This is a genomic window from Litorivivens sp. (assembly GCF_041624475.1).
Taxonomy (GTDB): domain Bacteria; phylum Pseudomonadota; class Gammaproteobacteria; order Pseudomonadales; family Spongiibacteraceae; genus Litorivivens.
Genome location: NZ_JBFJUX010000004.1, coordinates 91,478 through 107,916 on the forward strand (window position 1 = coordinate 91,478; position 16,439 = coordinate 107,916).

Sequence of the window (16,439 nt, forward strand, 5' to 3'; positions counted from 1 at the left end):
CTGTGAATTAGCCTGTAAGATAGCCCTCGAACCCCTGTCATTTTCAGACTAAAACTGTTCATTAGCAGACAGTTGGTGTCTTTCCTGGGTCTCGAGCCTAATTACGTTAGGGTGCTGCCGGGTTCACCGGGTCGTGAAATATCGAGGCTGGACAAGATTGTGTGAATGAGAGCGTATAGCCAAGTCTGGGCGAGTGCGGCTTTTATTTACTGGAGCGAAACTGTTTTGGGGTCAATCCAGTAGCATGCTTGAAGGCACGTGCGAAATTGGAGTCGCTGCTGTAACCAGAGGCTAATGCTACCTTGCAAACGGGAAGTTCCGTAGCATTCAGCAAATACTTGGAGTACTCAATGGACACCTGTTGCTTTAGCTCCGCAAATGAAACCCCTTCTTGGTGTAAGCGTCGCGCAAGGGTGCGCTCGGAGATATTCAGCTCTTCGGCTGTCTGAGATATGTTCATCGGCTGCATTCTGGTAAGCCGTTGACGAAGAACCTTGCTCACTTTTGCACTGTAAGTGGCATGCGAGCTCAAGCTGGTTGAGGTTTTCAGGTTTGTATAGACTTGTTCGAATGTTGCCTGATTATGGGTATATAGAGCCTGTGACAGATGGTGTTTGTCAAAGACCACCTCGATGGTCTTCTGTGAAAAAAGAAATTTAGCGTTGAATTTATTTTCGTAATCTTCAAGTTCGCCCATAGGGTCATGGGTTAGGTGAATGCGAACAGCGGGTTCCGGCAAGTTGGCGAAGTGGCGAAGGTTGAGAAGATAGCCGCATACAGACTCGTCGAGCTGATGCTGGATGTCATCGAAATCGACTAGTGGCTCCATCACGATGTGGCAATGTTGCTGAACATCATGCATGGCAAAGCGGTACGCCGGCATAACGGTGTCGGAAAAATCAATCATTACTTCCAGGGCCTGCCTAACCGTTTTTGCCGTAAAAGAGGCCAGACCGAACATGCCGCCAGGTATGGTTATGGGAATAAAATCTGCGAGCTGTACTGACAGAGGGGTCCCTGGCATTGCGATATCTTTGCAGCAGCGAAATAGCTCGCGAAACTGCCAGCCGTTAATGGTGCCCTCCCGGCGAGATATTTGCTCGTTTGATATGAGGCAGCGCTTATACAGATCATTTTTATCAATTTTTCTGAAGTCGTAAAACTTCTCCCCTAGGTCTAGCAGGGCTATAGGGAGTAGGGTTTTCTCGAGCTGCTGTAGGGTGTTAGTAGCATGGGGCATAGGTGTATTTCATCATGCCTTCTTATTGTTGTATGTCATGGGTTTTGAGGAATAACTTGGCCGGAATTGCCCCTGTCACATTGGCGTAATACGACAGACATTGGCTGCAAATGACTATAACTCCCGCCTAAGATTTTAGCCAGACATTAATGGTGGTGTCTGGTGGATAGCGCAACCTCCGGTTGACGTGATTCGGTTGTCTGGAGCTCAAGCGGGCGTTACAAGTCGGTTGCTAGACTTGTCGATGAGCCGCCGGTGAAGGCTGTTTCTGGTTGTAAGTGCTTGTAATTATTAAGCAAACAGAGCCAGTTCGCAGCTCGCAACACAGTTGGGCCGAAAACTCCTGCCGGGACGCTTTCGTTTGAGCATAAAACCATAATATGAGGCATATAGTATGACTTACAGATGCAAATCCCCTCAGAGGCTGATGGCTGGCGCGTTTCTGGTTGCTGTTAACTCGGCAGGAGTTGAGGCAAAGGTGCTGGAAGAGGTGATGGTTACAGCTCAGAAAACTTCTGCGAGCACGCAGGATACCCCGATCGCCATTACGGGGATGACGGGTGACGCGCTGGAAAAATTCGGCTTTCAGAACGCCAATGACATCTCAGCACAGGTCCCGAATATGCAGGTCAGCGGCCCCTACGGAGATGTGCAGCCCATCTTTTCAATACGCGGCGTCAGTATGTCGGACTACAGCTCAAATCAGGCCAGTCCGATAGGCGTCTATACCGATGAAATGTATATGGGGGCGACCTATACCCATGGTATGAACTTCTTTGATGTGGAGCGTCTCGAGGTGCTTCGTGGGCCTCAGGGAACCCTTTACGGGAAAAACACCACCGGCGGCGCGGTTAATATCATCACGAAGTCCGCAAAGGTTGGTGATGAGTTTTCTTTCAACATGAAGGCGGGGGCGGGAAATTATGGCTCTCAAGCTTTCGATTTCGGCATCCAGGATACGGTAATTGAAGATACCTTGGCGCTCCGACTTGGCTATTCCTCAAGTCGTCATGATGGCTACGTTGAAAATGCTTTCGGAGGCAGCAACTTGTCTCAGCTTGATTTTCAAGGCGCTAGGCTGAGTGCGCAATGGTTGGTAACCGATGCGACAACCATTGATTTCAAATACACCAATAGCGGTAACGATTCTCTTGCTAACGGTTCGCGGAATGAGCCGCGCGGCGACCTTTCAAAAAACCCTGAGCAAGCGCAAGCAATAGCTGCGAGTGGTGTCGGCGCGTACACAGAGAAACCAAACAATGGCTTTATTGATAATACGGGCTATTCTCGGCCTGCACATGGGCTTGACCGTCACGAGCAGCAAGATGATTACACCGGCCCTCTAGTTGTCGATAATGAAAGTGCGTTGATGAAAATCGAGCACATAACTGAGTCCTACACATTTACCAGTATCAGTACCTATAGCGAAGCCGATTATCGTCAGAAACAAAATGTCGACGGCGGGCCCGATGGATTATTACATATTCGGTGGGGCGTTCAGACAGATGCAGTCAGCCAGGACCTGCGGGTTGCCGGAAATTTTGATAACGGCTTTAGCTTCATATCTGGGATGTACTACGCAACTGAATACCAGGATATGCACAATATCTACGAAATCTACGAAACTCCTCCGGATACCAGGGTGGCGGCCACCTTTCCCGGGGCAGCTGCGTTCTATCCGTTTCTGCTCGATTTCGGCGGTATCGATCAGAAAATGATCACCGACAAAACAAGCTACGCTGTTTATTCTCAGTTTCGGTTCGATGCAACCGCAAACCTGGGGTTTGACTTTGGCATACGCTATACGGCAGACCAGATCGACCTGGATTACCTCAACATCTCCCGATTCACCTACGATGGCGAGCCTGTAGGCACATGGGTGCCGGGTAACAATACGGGCACTGATGAGCCCTTTATTGTACCAACTGTCGGAAGTAACGGCCCACTGGAAACCGACGCTATTATCGCTGGCTTGGCAGATGGCAGCATCACCCCCCAGGACCTGGCCAGTAATGCCGAAAGCGGTTATACGCATGGCCCCTACACAACGGACTCTGCACCACGCCTTACAGCCAACGAGAAAGAGTGGACCGGTAAGTTGGGTGTTGACTATCGCTTAAGCGAAGATCTCATGGTCTACGCAAGTTACAGCAAAGGCTATCGGGCCGGTAACTTCAACGGCGGTGTCTACTACGAAGTACGTGACTTTGAGAATGCCTATGCAGAGCCCGAATTCCTTGATGCCTATGAAGTAGGCATGAAATCGGATCTTCTCGAAGGCTCCATGCGTCTGAATGCGGCCCTGTTCTACTACGACTACACTAACCAGCAGTTCATTAACGTAGTGGGCGTATCCAATTTCTTGGAAAATGCTGGCGGGTCAGAGATCTTGGGTTTTGAGTCTGAGCTTATGTGGGCCATCGGAGAGCGCCTTGTCGTGAACTTTGGCCTCGGTCTCTTAGAAAGTGAGTACACGGAGCTTACGCTCTCAGATACACAAACGTTGAATGACCCTGACGATAATGTAGATCTTTCGGGCAATGAGCTGATTTCTGCCCCCAAAGTCAGTGGCAATATCTCGCTCGACTACGACGTGCTTGTAACCGACGCTGGCTTTTTGAGTTTCAATGTTAATGCAAACTACCAAGGCGAACAGTGGTATAGCGCTTATAACGACAAGGCCGGGTACGACAAGATAAAGCAGGATCCGTACACGCTAGTCAATTCGCGACTAACTTGGCGTTCTTATGACAATAGCTACTCAGTCGCTCTATGGGGGAAAAACCTCACTGAGACTGAATACGACGGGTACGCAATTAACCTCCAGGCTGGGTTCGGATTTGACTACTTCCAGGAAGGTGCTCCGCGCACCTACGGATTAGAAATGACCTACCGTTGGGAGTAATCAGCTAAAGCCAGCATGGTCGTCGGAATCCGACCTCTGTTCAGATTCCGACTTCCTTAAAAAGTCTATCAACTATTCGCTCACTGATGAGTGATCACGGAGTAATTCAAATGTATATCGCCGAAACTATTCCGGACCCTTGGGCCATACCAATTGAGCAGATCGATGTTAGCAATCCTGCGTTACTGGCGCAGGATGCATGGCGGCCATTTTTTGAAAGATTGCGCAAAGAAGCCCCTGTACACTATCAAGCGAATAGTCCATTTGGTCCCTTTTGGTCGATTACAAAGTTTGATGACATTGTTGCAATTGACACCAACCACGAGGTTTTCTCATCCGAGCCCAATATTTTTCTGGCTGATCTCGGTGACGATCTTCCAGCCGAAAACTTTATTGCCATGGATCCACCTCGGCACGATGTGCAACGCAAGGCCGTGCAGCCAGTGGTGGCGCCCACTAATCTGAAAGAAATGGAGAGCTTGATCCGGCGTAGAGTCGTCGAAATTCTGGAAAGCCTGCCTGTTGGCGAGACTTTCAATTGGGTGGAACATGTCTCCCAGAATCTGACGACCCAGATGCTGGCTACACTGTTCGATTTTCCGTTTGAAGATCGCCATCTGTTGCCATATTGGTCAGATCTGGCCGCAGGCTCGCCTGAGCTAGGTGGTGGCGATTTTACGTCAGAAGAACGACTTACCGGCCTTATGGGAATGCTGGAGTATTTCACTAATCTCTGGCACGAACGTAAAGGAAAAGAAACGAATGGCCTCGACCTAATTACGCTATTGCAGAACAACCCTGATACCGCTGACATGGTCGACCGACCCATGGAATATATTGGGAATCTTGGTTTGCTTATCGTGGGGGGGAACGACACTACGCGAAATTCTATCAGTGGCGGTGTGCTTGCGCTGAACCAAAATCCGGCAGAGTACAAAAAACTGCGAGAAAATCCTGGTTTGATTCCAAATATGGTATCGGAAATTATTCGATGGCAGACACCCTTGGCTCACATGCGACGCACAGCCAAAGTGGATACAGAATTCCGCGGGCAAAAGATCAGAAAAGGCGACAAAGTGGTCATGTGGTATCTGTCAGGAAATCATGACGACACTGCGATAGATCGCGCTAACGAATTCATTATTGACCGGAAAAACGCCCGCCACCACATAGCTTTTGGTTTTGGTATACATCGCTGCATGGGTAATCGTCTGGCTGAAATGCAGTTACGGATACTTTGGGAGGAAATCATGCAGCGATTCCACAAAGTGGAAGTTGTTGGAGAGCCCGAGCGGGTAACCTCCAACTGGGTACGTGGTTACAGGACGCTGCCCGTTAAGCTGCATGCCTTGTAGTAATGCCATGGTCTCAATCCTTGCCCGCGCTCTTTTTTTTGCCGGGCAAGGAAGTAAACCATATATCAGTTAATCGTGACTGCTTCATCGGAGATAGTGCGAGAAAGAATATGAACTATTCCTACGGCTCCAAGCTTTTGAGACACGGGTTTATGGCGCTTTTGGTTGGCCTAGTCGGTGGTTTTTTGTTTACTTTCTCACTCATAGGCGGAGTGTCGTTCAGCCCACTTCCTGTCGCGATCGAAATGGATATTCCTGGTACGACAAAGGGGTGGCGTGTTCTTCATGTCGGGATGCTCATGAACGGTCTAATGGCAATTGCGGTGGCTCTGGCAATGCACGATGTGTCCTTGAGCCCGCGGGTAGCTCGCCGAGTATATGTAGGGACTGCGATTGCCGTATGGGGTAATTTTTCATTTTATTTTTTCGGTATGTTCGCGCCTAATCGGGGTTTGACTGCCGGCGGCAATCAGTTGGGTGAAGCAAGCGTTGCAGGTGTGCTTGCCTTCTTTCCCGCCATCCTTAGTGCCGCAACATTGATCTATGTCTGCTGGATAATGTTTCGGGCGGATCCGTTGCCCGAAAAATCATAGAAGCTAATTGATTAACCGTTCGAAACAAGAAAAGGACCATCCAGGTGGGATCGCTCTATAGCAGCAATTCCAGCTTTTTCTGCCGGCTGAGCCCCCACTCCCGGCAGTTTTTTCTTCTTCAACTATTGGATAGCTGGCGTTTTAATAAAGCCGGGATGAGACTAATTCTTTTTAGTCCGTACTATGTAGTGCTGGTTAATCCTAAAATCTTAGATGGATGGCTTTTCTCATGCGGAATATGGCTGTCTGAAGTATTTTTGGGAGAAGTAAAAGTGAGTATCGACGGCTATCTTGAAGCAAGTACATGTGTGGATAGCGAGCATCCACTCGTCCGGCGTTTTTCCCGGGAAAACGCAATTGGTGGTAATGATCGGGAGCGTGCGGTTGCATTGTACTATGCGGTCAGAGATGGTTTCCTCTATGACCCTTACCGAATAGATGTTAGTGAAGCCGGCTTACGCGCCAGCTCAGTTTTGGAAAAAGGTTATGGGTGGTGTGTCAGTAAGGCCGTGTTGTTGGCAGCAGCCTGTCGTGCGGCGGGAATTCCCGCCGGCCTAGGTTACGCTGATGTACGTAATCATTTATCTACGGAACGACTGCGTAATACGCTAAAAACCGACGTCTTTTTCTTCCACGGGTATACCATTATTTGGCTAGAGGGGCAGTGGCGAAAGGCTACGCCGGCCTTCAATATAGAACTATGCGATAAATTCAGCCTGCATCCTCTGGAATTTGATGGCTTGAGCGACTCGATCTATCACCCGTTTGACAAGGTCGGTCAGCGGCATATGGAATACCTCAATTTTCGTGGTGAATATCCGGATGTGCCATTAGTTGAGATGATAGAAACCTTCAATCGTGAATATCCCGGTGTTTTTGAGGCGATGGAGGGGGCAGACTTTTCTGCGGATGTCGAAAAGGAGATTCAGCGCCCCTGAACTCAACTCAATTCCGGCATGCTTTCTCTCTGGGCTTCATGTTCTCAGCAGTGCCTGCTGACTGCTGTGGTTGAAACGGTGGTATGACAGTAATAAACATAGATGAAACGATGGTTTCGGTTCCTGGCGGTGAGATTTTCGTCCGCCGGTGGCATGTGAGTGGGGGGCGCTGCGAAACACCTGTTGTTCTGCTTCACGACTCGCTCGGGTGTGTGGAACTTTGGCGAGACTTTCCGGAAGTGCTTGCGCTTAAACTGGGGCGCCAGGTCGTAGCCTATGACCGGTTAGGTTTCGGGCGTTCAACAGAGCGCACGGCCCCACCTTCTCTGCGGTTTATTGACGAGGAAGCGGAGTCGGTATTTCCCGCCTTGTGTGCGTCCCTCGGTCTGGAGAAAGTCATTCCGTTTGGGCATAGCGTAGGTGGTTGTATGGCCATAGCCATTGCCAGCATTCACTCGATGACAGGTCTGTGTGCCGCAGTTATAACTGAGTCTTCCCAGCCGTATGTTGAAGAGAGGACCAAGCGTGGAATTATTGCATCCAGAAATTATTTCAATCAGGGAAATAACTTCGAAAAATTAGCTAAATATCACGGACCTAAAGCCCGTTGGGTTCTGCAGGCATGGACCGATACATGGTTGCATCCGCAGTTCCTGTGCTGGAATCTGAAGACTCATCTTAATAACGTCCACTGTCCGATTCTGGCGGTCCACGGAGATCGTGATGAATATGGCTCAGTAGACTTCCCGGAATTTATAGCCGGCCAAGCTACAGGGTATTCGCGATCCGTCGTATTGCCTGGTATTGGTCATGTTCCGCACAAAGAGAGCTGCGCCGAAATTTTGGATATGGTGTCTGGTTTCTTGGCTGAGAGCGTGGAAGAGGGCGCGCTGTGATGCGCTATTGGATCCCTCTCAGGGAGGGATAATTCTAAATATTATAGCGTGCGATAGAATTACCCGTCACCATCAGAGACAGAAAGGTTTTCCTTCAAAGAGAAGCGGTGGCGTCAGTCTATATATTATATTGGACGCTGCAGCGCAGTTTTTGAGAAAGCATAAGTTTAATTTTTGTGTTCGTAATGTAAATAAGATTCGAGGTGAGCGATTGGAAACCGCAGTTGGTTTTACGAAATAGGTTCCGCTTTATAGCCGTTTTTCAGCATTGTGCGCACTTGAAATTCGAACTCTCGCAATAGGTAATCAGGCTCTTCGGGTTCTGCTTCTGTTAAGTCCAGTAGGTCGGGTATCAGGTTCAGGCCAAGCGAAACAATAGCAGATACCATCGCTCTCAGTTCATCTAGGTCGTATTGAGGGAATAGCCCGCTGGTAGCAAAGTCGTCGCTCATGTCTTCGATGATTGCACGCACATTCAGGCGGATAGCCTGCCGAATAGCCGCAGAGCTGCCTGCTCGCTCACGGGCGATAAAGATGAACAATGCCCTGTGGGTTGTTATGTAGTCAAAGGCGATTTCTACTGATCGGCCGATAACTTCTTCAACTGAATCGGCGTCACGCACTGACTTCAGGAGTCCTCGGATGACTGTTCCGGCTTCTTCGACAAGAGCTAATCCCAGCTCTTCAGTGCTGCTGAAATGATTGTAGAACGCTGGCGGGCTGAGCTCGCTTTGCTTTGTGATCTTGCGCAAGCTGAGGCCGGCTAATCCACTTTGGTCCTCCAGAATCAGGGATAATGTCGCATTAAGTAATTTCTCTCTGTTGCCTTTTCTGCTTTGTTTTGCCACTACGGTTCCCGTCACCCTGTTTTGCAAGTCATTGAAATGACCGCCTGAAGCGTAAGACTAACAAGTGTTTTGTGTTTAGGCGACATCGCGGTTACGGCATACAAAATCGCCCGAAAATTTAAGTTGACAAGTGTTAATATCGAACTTAGCATAAGTTTACATGTGTAAATATGATAATGAAGCAAGCGAGGCGGGTATATGTCAGCGGTGACTCAACAACGCACATTCAATGAAGCTTTCCTATGGCGCGATTCCAAGAAGCCACTGTGGGCGATGGGGTTAGTGGTCCCTTTACTGCCAATCGTTGCCTCTCTGCTGTATATGGCCACCGGCTCCGAATTGAGTTGGTGGATGGCGCCGTTGGTCGTATATATCGTTATTCCAGCGCTCGACTACTTGGTGGGGACCGATCGTAGTAATCCACCGGAATCCGCAGTTGAGCGACTAGCCCGCGACCGCTATTACCGTCATATCGTCTATGCATACATTCCTCTTCAATTTATCGGTACGTTGGCGGCTGTTGCCTGTGTCACTGAAGGTGGGTTGAGTTGGTTTGGCGTAGTTGGTGCAATTCTTAATTGCGCCTACGTTAATGGAATAGGTATCAATACTGCCCATGAATTGGGACACAAGCGGGAGGCGCTGCCGCGTTTCCTGGCGAAGCTAACTCTCGCTCCGGTTGCCTACGGACATTTCTTTGTTGAGCACAACTTTGGTCATCATCGTCGTGTGGCCACGCCAGAGGATCCTGCAAGCTCACGCTACAACGAGGGCTTCTGGTCTTTTCTACCGCGTACGGTGATTGGCAGTATTCGTTCTGCTTGGGAAATTGAGGCGCAGCGGTTAGCTCGAAAAAAACTGCCCTCTATACATTGGCGCAACGAGGTGTTGCAAGCGTGGAGTATGACCATTGTTTTTTTTGCGGGCTGTATGGCAATTTGGGGTTGGCCAGCGCTCCCCTTCCTTGTGGTTCAGGCGGTGCTCGGAGCTTCCTTGTTGGAAGTGATTAACTACATTGAGCACTATGGACTCAAACGGCAGAAAGGTGAGGACGGCCGCTATGAGCGCTGTCAACCAAGACATTCATGGAACAGTAACCATACGATTACCAACATACTGCTGTATCAATTGCAGCGTCATTCAGATCATCACGCAAACCCATCACGGCCTTATCAAGCACTTCGTCATTTCGACGACAGTCCTCAGCTCCCCTCCGGCTATGCATCGATGATGATGCTAGCCTATTTTCCGCCGCTTTGGTTCAGGGTAATGAACCCAAAGGTTAAGGCGCACTACAAGGGAAATCTGGCTTTGGCCAATCACGGTTAGGCGGACCTGTGTGGTACCGCTCTTTTGGTAGCGGCGACCGGATTCTCTGCTTTAGAACAATAAAGGATCAAAACTATGTCATATAAAGTCATATTGCGAGCTCTATTGACAGGGGTTGTTGTAGGTGTCAGCGCTGTGGTGAATAGTGCTCCAGTGCTTGAAGAGGTTGTTGTAACCGCTCAGCTTCGCGAACAAAGCCTTCAGGATGTTCCAGTGTCAGTTAGCGCTATTGGTGGCGAGAAGATGATGGAGGCCGGGTTGGCTAAGATCGAGGATCTACAAGCCTATGTGCCTAATTTCACAATGACGGAATCTAGCATTGGTACCGATATTTATATTCGTGGTATAGGGTCAGGAGAAAATCAGGGTTTCGAGCAATCCGTCGGCATGTATGTCGACGGAATCTATTATGGTCGAGCGCAATTGGCCCGAGCCCCATTCTTGGATTTGGAGCGAGTTGAGGTGTTGCGAGGGCCGCAGAATATTCTGTTAGGAAAGAACAGTATAGCCGGTGCTATTAATATAGCGACCGCGACACCATCCCAGGAAAAAGAGGCGCGTTTTCAGTTAACTTACGAACCGGCTATGAACGAGCAAATTCTCGATGTCATGTTCTCTGGCCCAGTTAACGACACTATGGCTCTCCGCTTTGCCACTCGTCAGAGAAAGGTCGACGGATTCATGGACAACCCAGTACTTGACCGAGATGAGGCAAAGAGAAGTGAAGCTACATATCGACTCATACTCGACTGGAAGGCCACGGATAGTTTGGATGCGAAATTCAAATTAGAGAGTGGCCGTTTTGACGTTGTGGGAAGGCAGTCTGAAATTATAAGCGACAATCCATCGACGTCAGATATATTTTTGTTTACTGGTCGAACCTATGGTGAAATCCTGGACCGGACCGTATTTCCAAGTGCAGGGCCGGCGTCGGAGTTTTTTGCAGCTTTGCCACAGGAGTTACGAGATCTAGTGCAGTTGCAGCCGAACGGAAGCATATTGAATATAGATTCACACCCTGCCGTACTGGATTCTGTCGCGGATCGAAGTAGACACGCTAACGGCGATTTCAGTTACAACGATACACAAAACTTCACTGCTAACTTGGACTGGTATCTGGGGGAACACAGCTTTAGCTCTATTACTGGCATCATGGCGTATCAATATGATGAAGAATGCGACTGTGATTTTACCGGAGCTCCATTATTTCAAGTAGCGTTTCAAGAAGACTACGAACAGTATAGCCAAGAGTTCCGTTGGATATCGCCAGTAGGGCAACGCTTCGAGCATATAGCGGGGGCTTACTTTCAATACAACGAGCTGTACTTTTTTGACTCGATAATTCTGCCCTCTACGCTGATTCCGCAGCTGATTAATGCGGCGGATCTAATTGAGGGTGGTGGCCGTGGCGACTATGACCCAGGTGCGGATGGAAGCACAGGTTTTGAGGCCGCTGGTATTGGTGATGCGGGTAACGCTGTTCTGGACATTCGATCTCCTCGAGACTTTAAAAGCGATTCAATTATTGCGTCTGCCTTCCTGCAAACTACATGGACCATTAATCAAGATTGGCGTTTAACGCTAGGTGGGCGCTATACCTTCGAAAAGAAAAGCGGCAGCCGGGTTTTGGAGTTTGCGAAACCCGATGGCACGATTATCCCGATAGGAGAGACTGACACTGCTGCAGCAGTAACCTTCGCCGCAGAGAGGCACTACCTTAAAGGCAAGAGAACAGAATCGCAGTTTGCCCCGTTAATCAACGTGCAGTGGGATATAACCCCTGAGCTGATGAGCTATGCTTCGGCTCGCCGTGGGTTTAAGTCCGGTGGCTACGACGCCCGCTCCAACTCATCTCCTAGTTCTGAGCCGACGCCGGCTAACCCGAACGCGGCCCCGGGAGGAACTAATCAGCGTACGCTTATAGGTAGTTTTGAGTACGAACCGGAGGAAGCAACAGCCTTCGAACTCGGTTTTAAATCGACGCTCTTGGACGGTGCTGCCGAACTAAATACCGCATTATTCTGGACCGAGTATGAAAACCTTCAGGTTAGTGTGTTTGACGGCACGCTGGGTTTTAATGTGGGCAACGCCGCGAGTGCGGTGACCCGAGGGATTGAGTTCGACGGTCGGATAGCTCTATCAGAACGTCTTCTCCTCGCCGGGGGACTAGCTTTTCTAGACTTCGAATTCCAGGATCACAAATTTGGTACCTGTATTCAGGATCAGGTGCCAGATCAACCGAATGGCATTAACTGCGACTACTCCGGAAAAACTAATCAGTACGCGGCGGACTATTCAGGCAATATTACATTGGCCTATGAGCGCGCCTTTGACGTCGGCTATATGCTCAGAGCTAATCTGGATACTATTTTCACGGATGATTATCACCCTTCGCCCAACCTTGATGAGCGCATTAAACAGGATGCGTACGTGCAATTTAATGGTAGGGTGTCTTTGTCGTCACTGGATGGTTTATGGGAGGTGGCGTTGTTGGCAAAAAACCTGACTGACGAGCTGGTTATTTTATACGGCGTAGACACGCCCGTCGCCAAAAAAGTGATCGCCGGTACAACCACTCACCACGGGTTTGTTAATGCACCGCGCAGCGTTGCTTTGCAAATGAGTTACCGCTGGTAATGCGCTAAAGTTGAGTGGGATATCTGGTCGACTCTCTATTTTTTCATCTAGTAAACGTAATATGTATTTTAAGTCAGGTTGTACAGAACTGTACGCGGGTTATTTAAATTGCCTAAATTCTAACTTGGCAGATTCGCGCCATCCTGTACGTATTGTCGGGCAGACCTCACTTTCAGGTTGTTGCTTGAAACAAGGAAGCTTCGCTGGAGAAGGAGTTCGTCGTCGTGGTACTGCGGCCTATGCTGTGGAAGAAATCCGATGCTCTAAGTTGTTATTTATTCCGACACAATGCTTTATATGAATTTTATAACTGGTTTCGTTGCTACAAAACGCACAATCTAGAGCTAGATATTTTATATAGAGTAAATTTCGGGGCAACGCAAAACAGTTTGCAGGGCGTAGCCGCTCGAAATTGGACTGACGCTTAAAACGGTGACTAAACATCCGCTGCGGGACAGGCCGCAGCTGCTCTTGCAGAGCATTTCGCGGCGGTTGTCCGGTCCTGTTTGGTTCACCACCGCCGAATAGAGGCCGCTGTCGCGCAGTTTCTTGGCGGCCGCATATCCAACTCCAATCAAACCAGGCTGTGACTATATAATTGTTATGTCCGCACGCTCCTTCGTTAGATCTTCTATTTGCGTTTTGCCGTCAGTTTCACCATCAGCTTAGAGTAGCCCCGCACGAAGTTGGACTGCACAAGCTCCGGTTCTCCAACAACCTCAATACTTTCAAACCGTTCCAGCAGCTCTTCCCACAAAATTCGTAGTTGGAGTTCGGCGAGTCGGTTACCCATGCAGCGGTGTATGCCGTAGCCAAAGGAAATATGATTTCGTGCGTTCTTGCGATCAATGATGAGGTGATCAGGATTATCGAACTTGCGCTCGTCCCGATTGCCCGAGGCATACCACATTAATACCTTGTCTCCTTTCTTGATTGTTTGACCTCGCAGCTCTACGTCCTGCGTAGCAACCCTACGCATATTTGCCAGTGGGGTTTGCCAGCGAATGATTTCCGAAACCATATTAGGAATTAGATCCGGGTTTGCCTTCAGCTTTTTGAATTCCTCGGGGAACTGATTCAAGGCCAGTACGCCGCCGCTCATGGAGTTGCGTGTAGTGTCGTTGCCACCAACGATAAGCAGTGCCAGATTTCCGATAAACTCCATTGGCCGGTTGATGAGGTCCTTTGTGTCTTCGTTGCTCTGCAACATGCTGATCAAATCGAAGCCAGGCTCTTCGCCCGCTTTGCGGCGGGCTTCCTTGTCACGCCATAGTGTGGAAAACGCCTTGGCCATGTCTGCCGCATCATTAAACATTGAGTCTTCGTCAGTAAATTCTCCGCCAGTCGCAGATGCTGAACCGGACAAGCGATCCGACCATTCAACTAGTTTGTGACGGTCTTCATAAGGGAAATCCAGCAGCGTAGCCAACATACGCCCTGTAAGTTCTTTTGACACAGCGGGCACCCAGTTAAAGGGTCTATCTAGGGGTAAGTTGTCGAGCACTTCAGCTGCGCGAGAGCGTATTAAGCCTTCCATTTCCTTGAGATTTTGCGGAGCTACCACACCCTGAACTGCCCGACGTTGTACGTCGTGCTTGGGCGGGTCCATAGCAATGAACATTTCTACCGACAGCCCTTCCGGTGGCTCACCCAAGATAATTTGGGGCTCAGAAGAAAACAGTTCATGACTCTTGTCCACGAATAATATGTCGTCATATCGCGTAATCGACCAGAAAGGCCCGAATGGACTATTCTTTTGGTAGTGCACCGGTGCCTCATCACGCAATCGCTTGAAATAGGCGCGCCACTTGTCTTGTCGGTATAAAAATGGGTTGCTGGTGTCGATGTCTTCGAGTGCCAAAGTGTCGACGTCTGGGACAGGCGTTTCGACGAAGTTAACCTGGGGGTGTCGAGAACCTACGGTCTTTTTCTTTGCCTTCATTAACGTCTTCAGCGTTTTGAGTTGCAGATGCATCGGCACGATTTTGGACGAAGCGTTGATTATTTTAGTCTGAAGAGCATCGGTTGAGCTTGTTTTCGTAGACATAGTGTCCTCCATGTTTACATCTGGAATACAGGCAAATGCACGGTCATGCCGTCCATCGCCTCTGTTGTTTCTACCTGGCACCCCAGGCGAGAGGTTTTCGTCCGCTCGGGTGTCATAGACAGCATCTGTTCTTCTGCATCACCCGCAGCGCCGGCATTTTCGAACCATTCGGCTGCCACAATTACGTGGCAGGTGCCGCAATCGCACTCCCCGCCGCAGTCCCCGTCGATGCCGGGAATGGCGTTATCGACGGCGACTTGCATCAGCGTTGTTCCTGCCTCGAATTCCGTGACATGCTTGGTGTTGCCATGCTCAATAAAAATAATTTTGCCCTATGTCTCTCTCCTGCGAGTAACTCACAATTTCATAGTGACTTCGCAAGACCATTTCGGGGAGGTCATTTCTTGACAGGAGGGGGGTCATTTAATGACAATATTCAATATTTTTAGTAGTGGCTCTGATGACGCAACCTGCAGACGCTTGGCAACTCCTGAAAGCCGAAATTCCATCGAACTATTCACGCCTTATTGCCCGAGAATTGGACCTGACGGCCGGCCAATTACCGACGTTGCTGCGTGGTACCGGTATTGAGGTCCAGCAGTTCATGAACGAGGACAGCCTGCTCACGGTGGCCCAGCAGGTAAGGATTCTGCACAACGCGCTGGCGCTGGGCGGTCAGCCCGAATTCGGTTTGCGCCTGGGAAAACGTCTGACGCCGGCTACCCACGGTGCCATGGGTTTTGCCGCTTCAAGCAGCCCGGACTTTTTCAGTGCGCTCCGCGCGATACACACCTTCTTGCCGACACAGCTCGGCGTGATCCAGTTGCATTTGAAGCAGATCGAAGATCACTTGGAATGCAGGCTGGTGGTCCAGGTTATGCTGGACGCCACTCTCGAGCGGTGTTTGTCGGAAACGCTGCTTATGGCGTTGCTTGCATTTGGTGAATTCATTGTCGGGCGTCCGTTACATGAGGCTGAAATCTGCTTTACTCACCCGGCACCCGAATACCATGCGATCTATTCCGAGTATATGCCCGGTCAGATCCATTTTGACTGCGATCAGTTAACGCTCCGATTACCAATAGCGCTGTGCCATGAACCCAACGCCTCTGCTAACCATGAAAACTACAGTCTGGCGCTGCAGCAGTGTGAAAATATGCTTGCACAACTTCAGAATGAGGAGTCAAGCTACCAGCTTCGACTCAAGAAGATGATGCTGTCCCGGCCACCTGGGACCCTCAGTGAGGGAGAGGCCGCAGCCTCCCTATTCATGAGCAAACGCACCTTAGCTCGCAAGCTGAAACAGGAACACTGCAGCTTTCGAAAAATTCGCGACGATATTATGTCCCAGCAGGCGGCAAGCTACGTGTGTGACGGCAAACTGTCGATCGAGGCCATTGCCGCGCTGATGAATTATCACGACAGCGCCAATTTCCGGCGCGCCTTCAAACGCTGGTTCGGCCATTCGCCCGAACAGTACAGGCAACGAGTCGGCTCCCCGGACGCTTTGCCGCGCGCCCCTTTGGAATGACTTGGTTAGCCTACCAAGCGAGTTGGCATGGGGTCTTTTGCACTCTGGAAAGGTAAGGAAGGAGCCGCGCTAAATTGCGATATCGGCAGGGCCGATTTTTAGTGTAGAGTCCGAATAATC

Annotated in this window: 12 protein-coding genes; 8 read left to right on the forward strand and 4 right to left on the reverse strand. The window is 49.7% G+C overall.

The window, feature by feature from the left end; translation table 11 throughout:
- Nucleotides 1-202 precede the first annotated feature (202 nt).
- Nucleotides 203-1,240 carry a helix-turn-helix domain-containing protein gene (locus tag ABY734_RS06930; RefSeq protein WP_372747132.1) on the reverse strand — a complete coding sequence of 346 codons (1,038 nt, stop codon included), beginning with the start codon at nt 1,238-1,240 and terminating at the stop codon, nt 203-205.
- Nucleotides 1,241-1,667: 427 nt separating this feature from the next.
- Between ABY734_RS06930 and ABY734_RS06935 the strand changes: the two genes are divergently transcribed.
- The 5 genes from ABY734_RS06935 to ABY734_RS06955 all read left to right on the forward strand — a co-directional run bounded on the left by ABY734_RS06935 (nt 1,668) and on the right by ABY734_RS06955 (nt 7,927).
- Nucleotides 1,668-4,145: a TonB-dependent receptor gene (locus tag ABY734_RS06935; protein ID WP_372747133.1), complete on the forward strand. Its 2,478-nt coding sequence runs from the start codon at nt 1,668-1,670 to the stop codon at nt 4,143-4,145.
- Between the two features lie 110 nt (nt 4,146-4,255).
- Nucleotides 4,256-5,500, forward strand: coding sequence for a cytochrome P450 (locus ABY734_RS06940; RefSeq protein WP_372747134.1), 1,245 nt, complete (start codon nt 4,256-4,258; stop codon nt 5,498-5,500).
- Between the two features lie 110 nt (nt 5,501-5,610).
- Nucleotides 5,611-6,093 carry a hypothetical protein gene (locus ABY734_RS06945; RefSeq protein WP_372747135.1) on the forward strand — a complete coding sequence of 161 codons (483 nt, stop codon included), beginning with the start codon at nt 5,611-5,613 and terminating at the stop codon, nt 6,091-6,093.
- Between the two features lie 44 nt (nt 6,094-6,137).
- Nucleotides 6,138-7,031 (forward strand): transglutaminase family protein, encoded by an 894-nt coding sequence (locus ABY734_RS06950; RefSeq protein WP_372747136.1) that lies wholly within the window; start codon nt 6,138-6,140, stop codon nt 7,029-7,031.
- Nucleotides 7,032-7,114: 83 nt separating this feature from the next.
- Entirely contained in the window at nt 7,115-7,927 is an 813-nt protein-coding gene (locus ABY734_RS06955; RefSeq protein ID WP_372747137.1) for an alpha/beta fold hydrolase, read from the forward strand.
- A 230-nt stretch (nt 7,928-8,157) separates the two neighbouring features.
- On the opposite strand, the gene ABY734_RS06960 is transcribed toward ABY734_RS06955, so the two are convergent.
- A complete protein-coding gene (locus ABY734_RS06960; protein ID WP_372747138.1) occupies nt 8,158-8,775 on the reverse strand; it encodes a TetR family transcriptional regulator in 618 nt (205 codons plus the stop codon).
- A 198-nt stretch (nt 8,776-8,973) separates the two neighbouring features.
- Here ABY734_RS06960 and ABY734_RS06965 point away from each other — a divergent pair, with 198 nt between their 5' ends.
- Nucleotides 8,974-10,104, forward strand: a complete 1,131-nt coding sequence (locus ABY734_RS06965) for an alkane 1-monooxygenase (protein ID WP_372747139.1) — start codon at nt 8,974-8,976, stop codon at nt 10,102-10,104.
- 75 nt (nt 10,105-10,179) lie between these two features.
- Nucleotides 10,180-12,741, forward strand: coding sequence for a TonB-dependent receptor (locus ABY734_RS06970; RefSeq protein WP_372747140.1), 2,562 nt, complete (start codon nt 10,180-10,182; stop codon nt 12,739-12,741).
- 631 nt (nt 12,742-13,372) lie between these two features.
- Here the strand turns inward: ABY734_RS06970 and ABY734_RS06975 are convergent.
- Both ABY734_RS06975 and ABY734_RS06980 read right to left on the reverse strand, forming a co-directional pair.
- The gene (locus tag ABY734_RS06975) at nt 13,373-14,788 is read right to left on the reverse strand and encodes a cytochrome P450 (RefSeq protein ID WP_372747141.1); all 1,416 of its coding nucleotides are present in this window, start codon (nt 14,786-14,788) and stop codon (nt 13,373-13,375) included.
- A gap of 14 nt (nt 14,789-14,802) precedes the next feature.
- Nucleotides 14,803-15,114: a 2Fe-2S iron-sulfur cluster-binding protein gene (locus ABY734_RS06980; RefSeq protein ID WP_372747151.1), complete on the reverse strand. Its 312-nt coding sequence runs from the start codon at nt 15,112-15,114 to the stop codon at nt 14,803-14,805.
- A 134-nt stretch (nt 15,115-15,248) separates the two neighbouring features.
- On the opposite strand from ABY734_RS06980, the gene ABY734_RS06985 reads away from it, so the two are divergent.
- Nucleotides 15,249-16,319 carry an AraC family transcriptional regulator gene (locus ABY734_RS06985; protein WP_372747142.1) on the forward strand — a complete coding sequence of 357 codons (1,071 nt, stop codon included), beginning with the start codon at nt 15,249-15,251 and terminating at the stop codon, nt 16,317-16,319.
- The last annotated feature ends 120 nt before the right edge of the window (nt 16,320-16,439 follow it).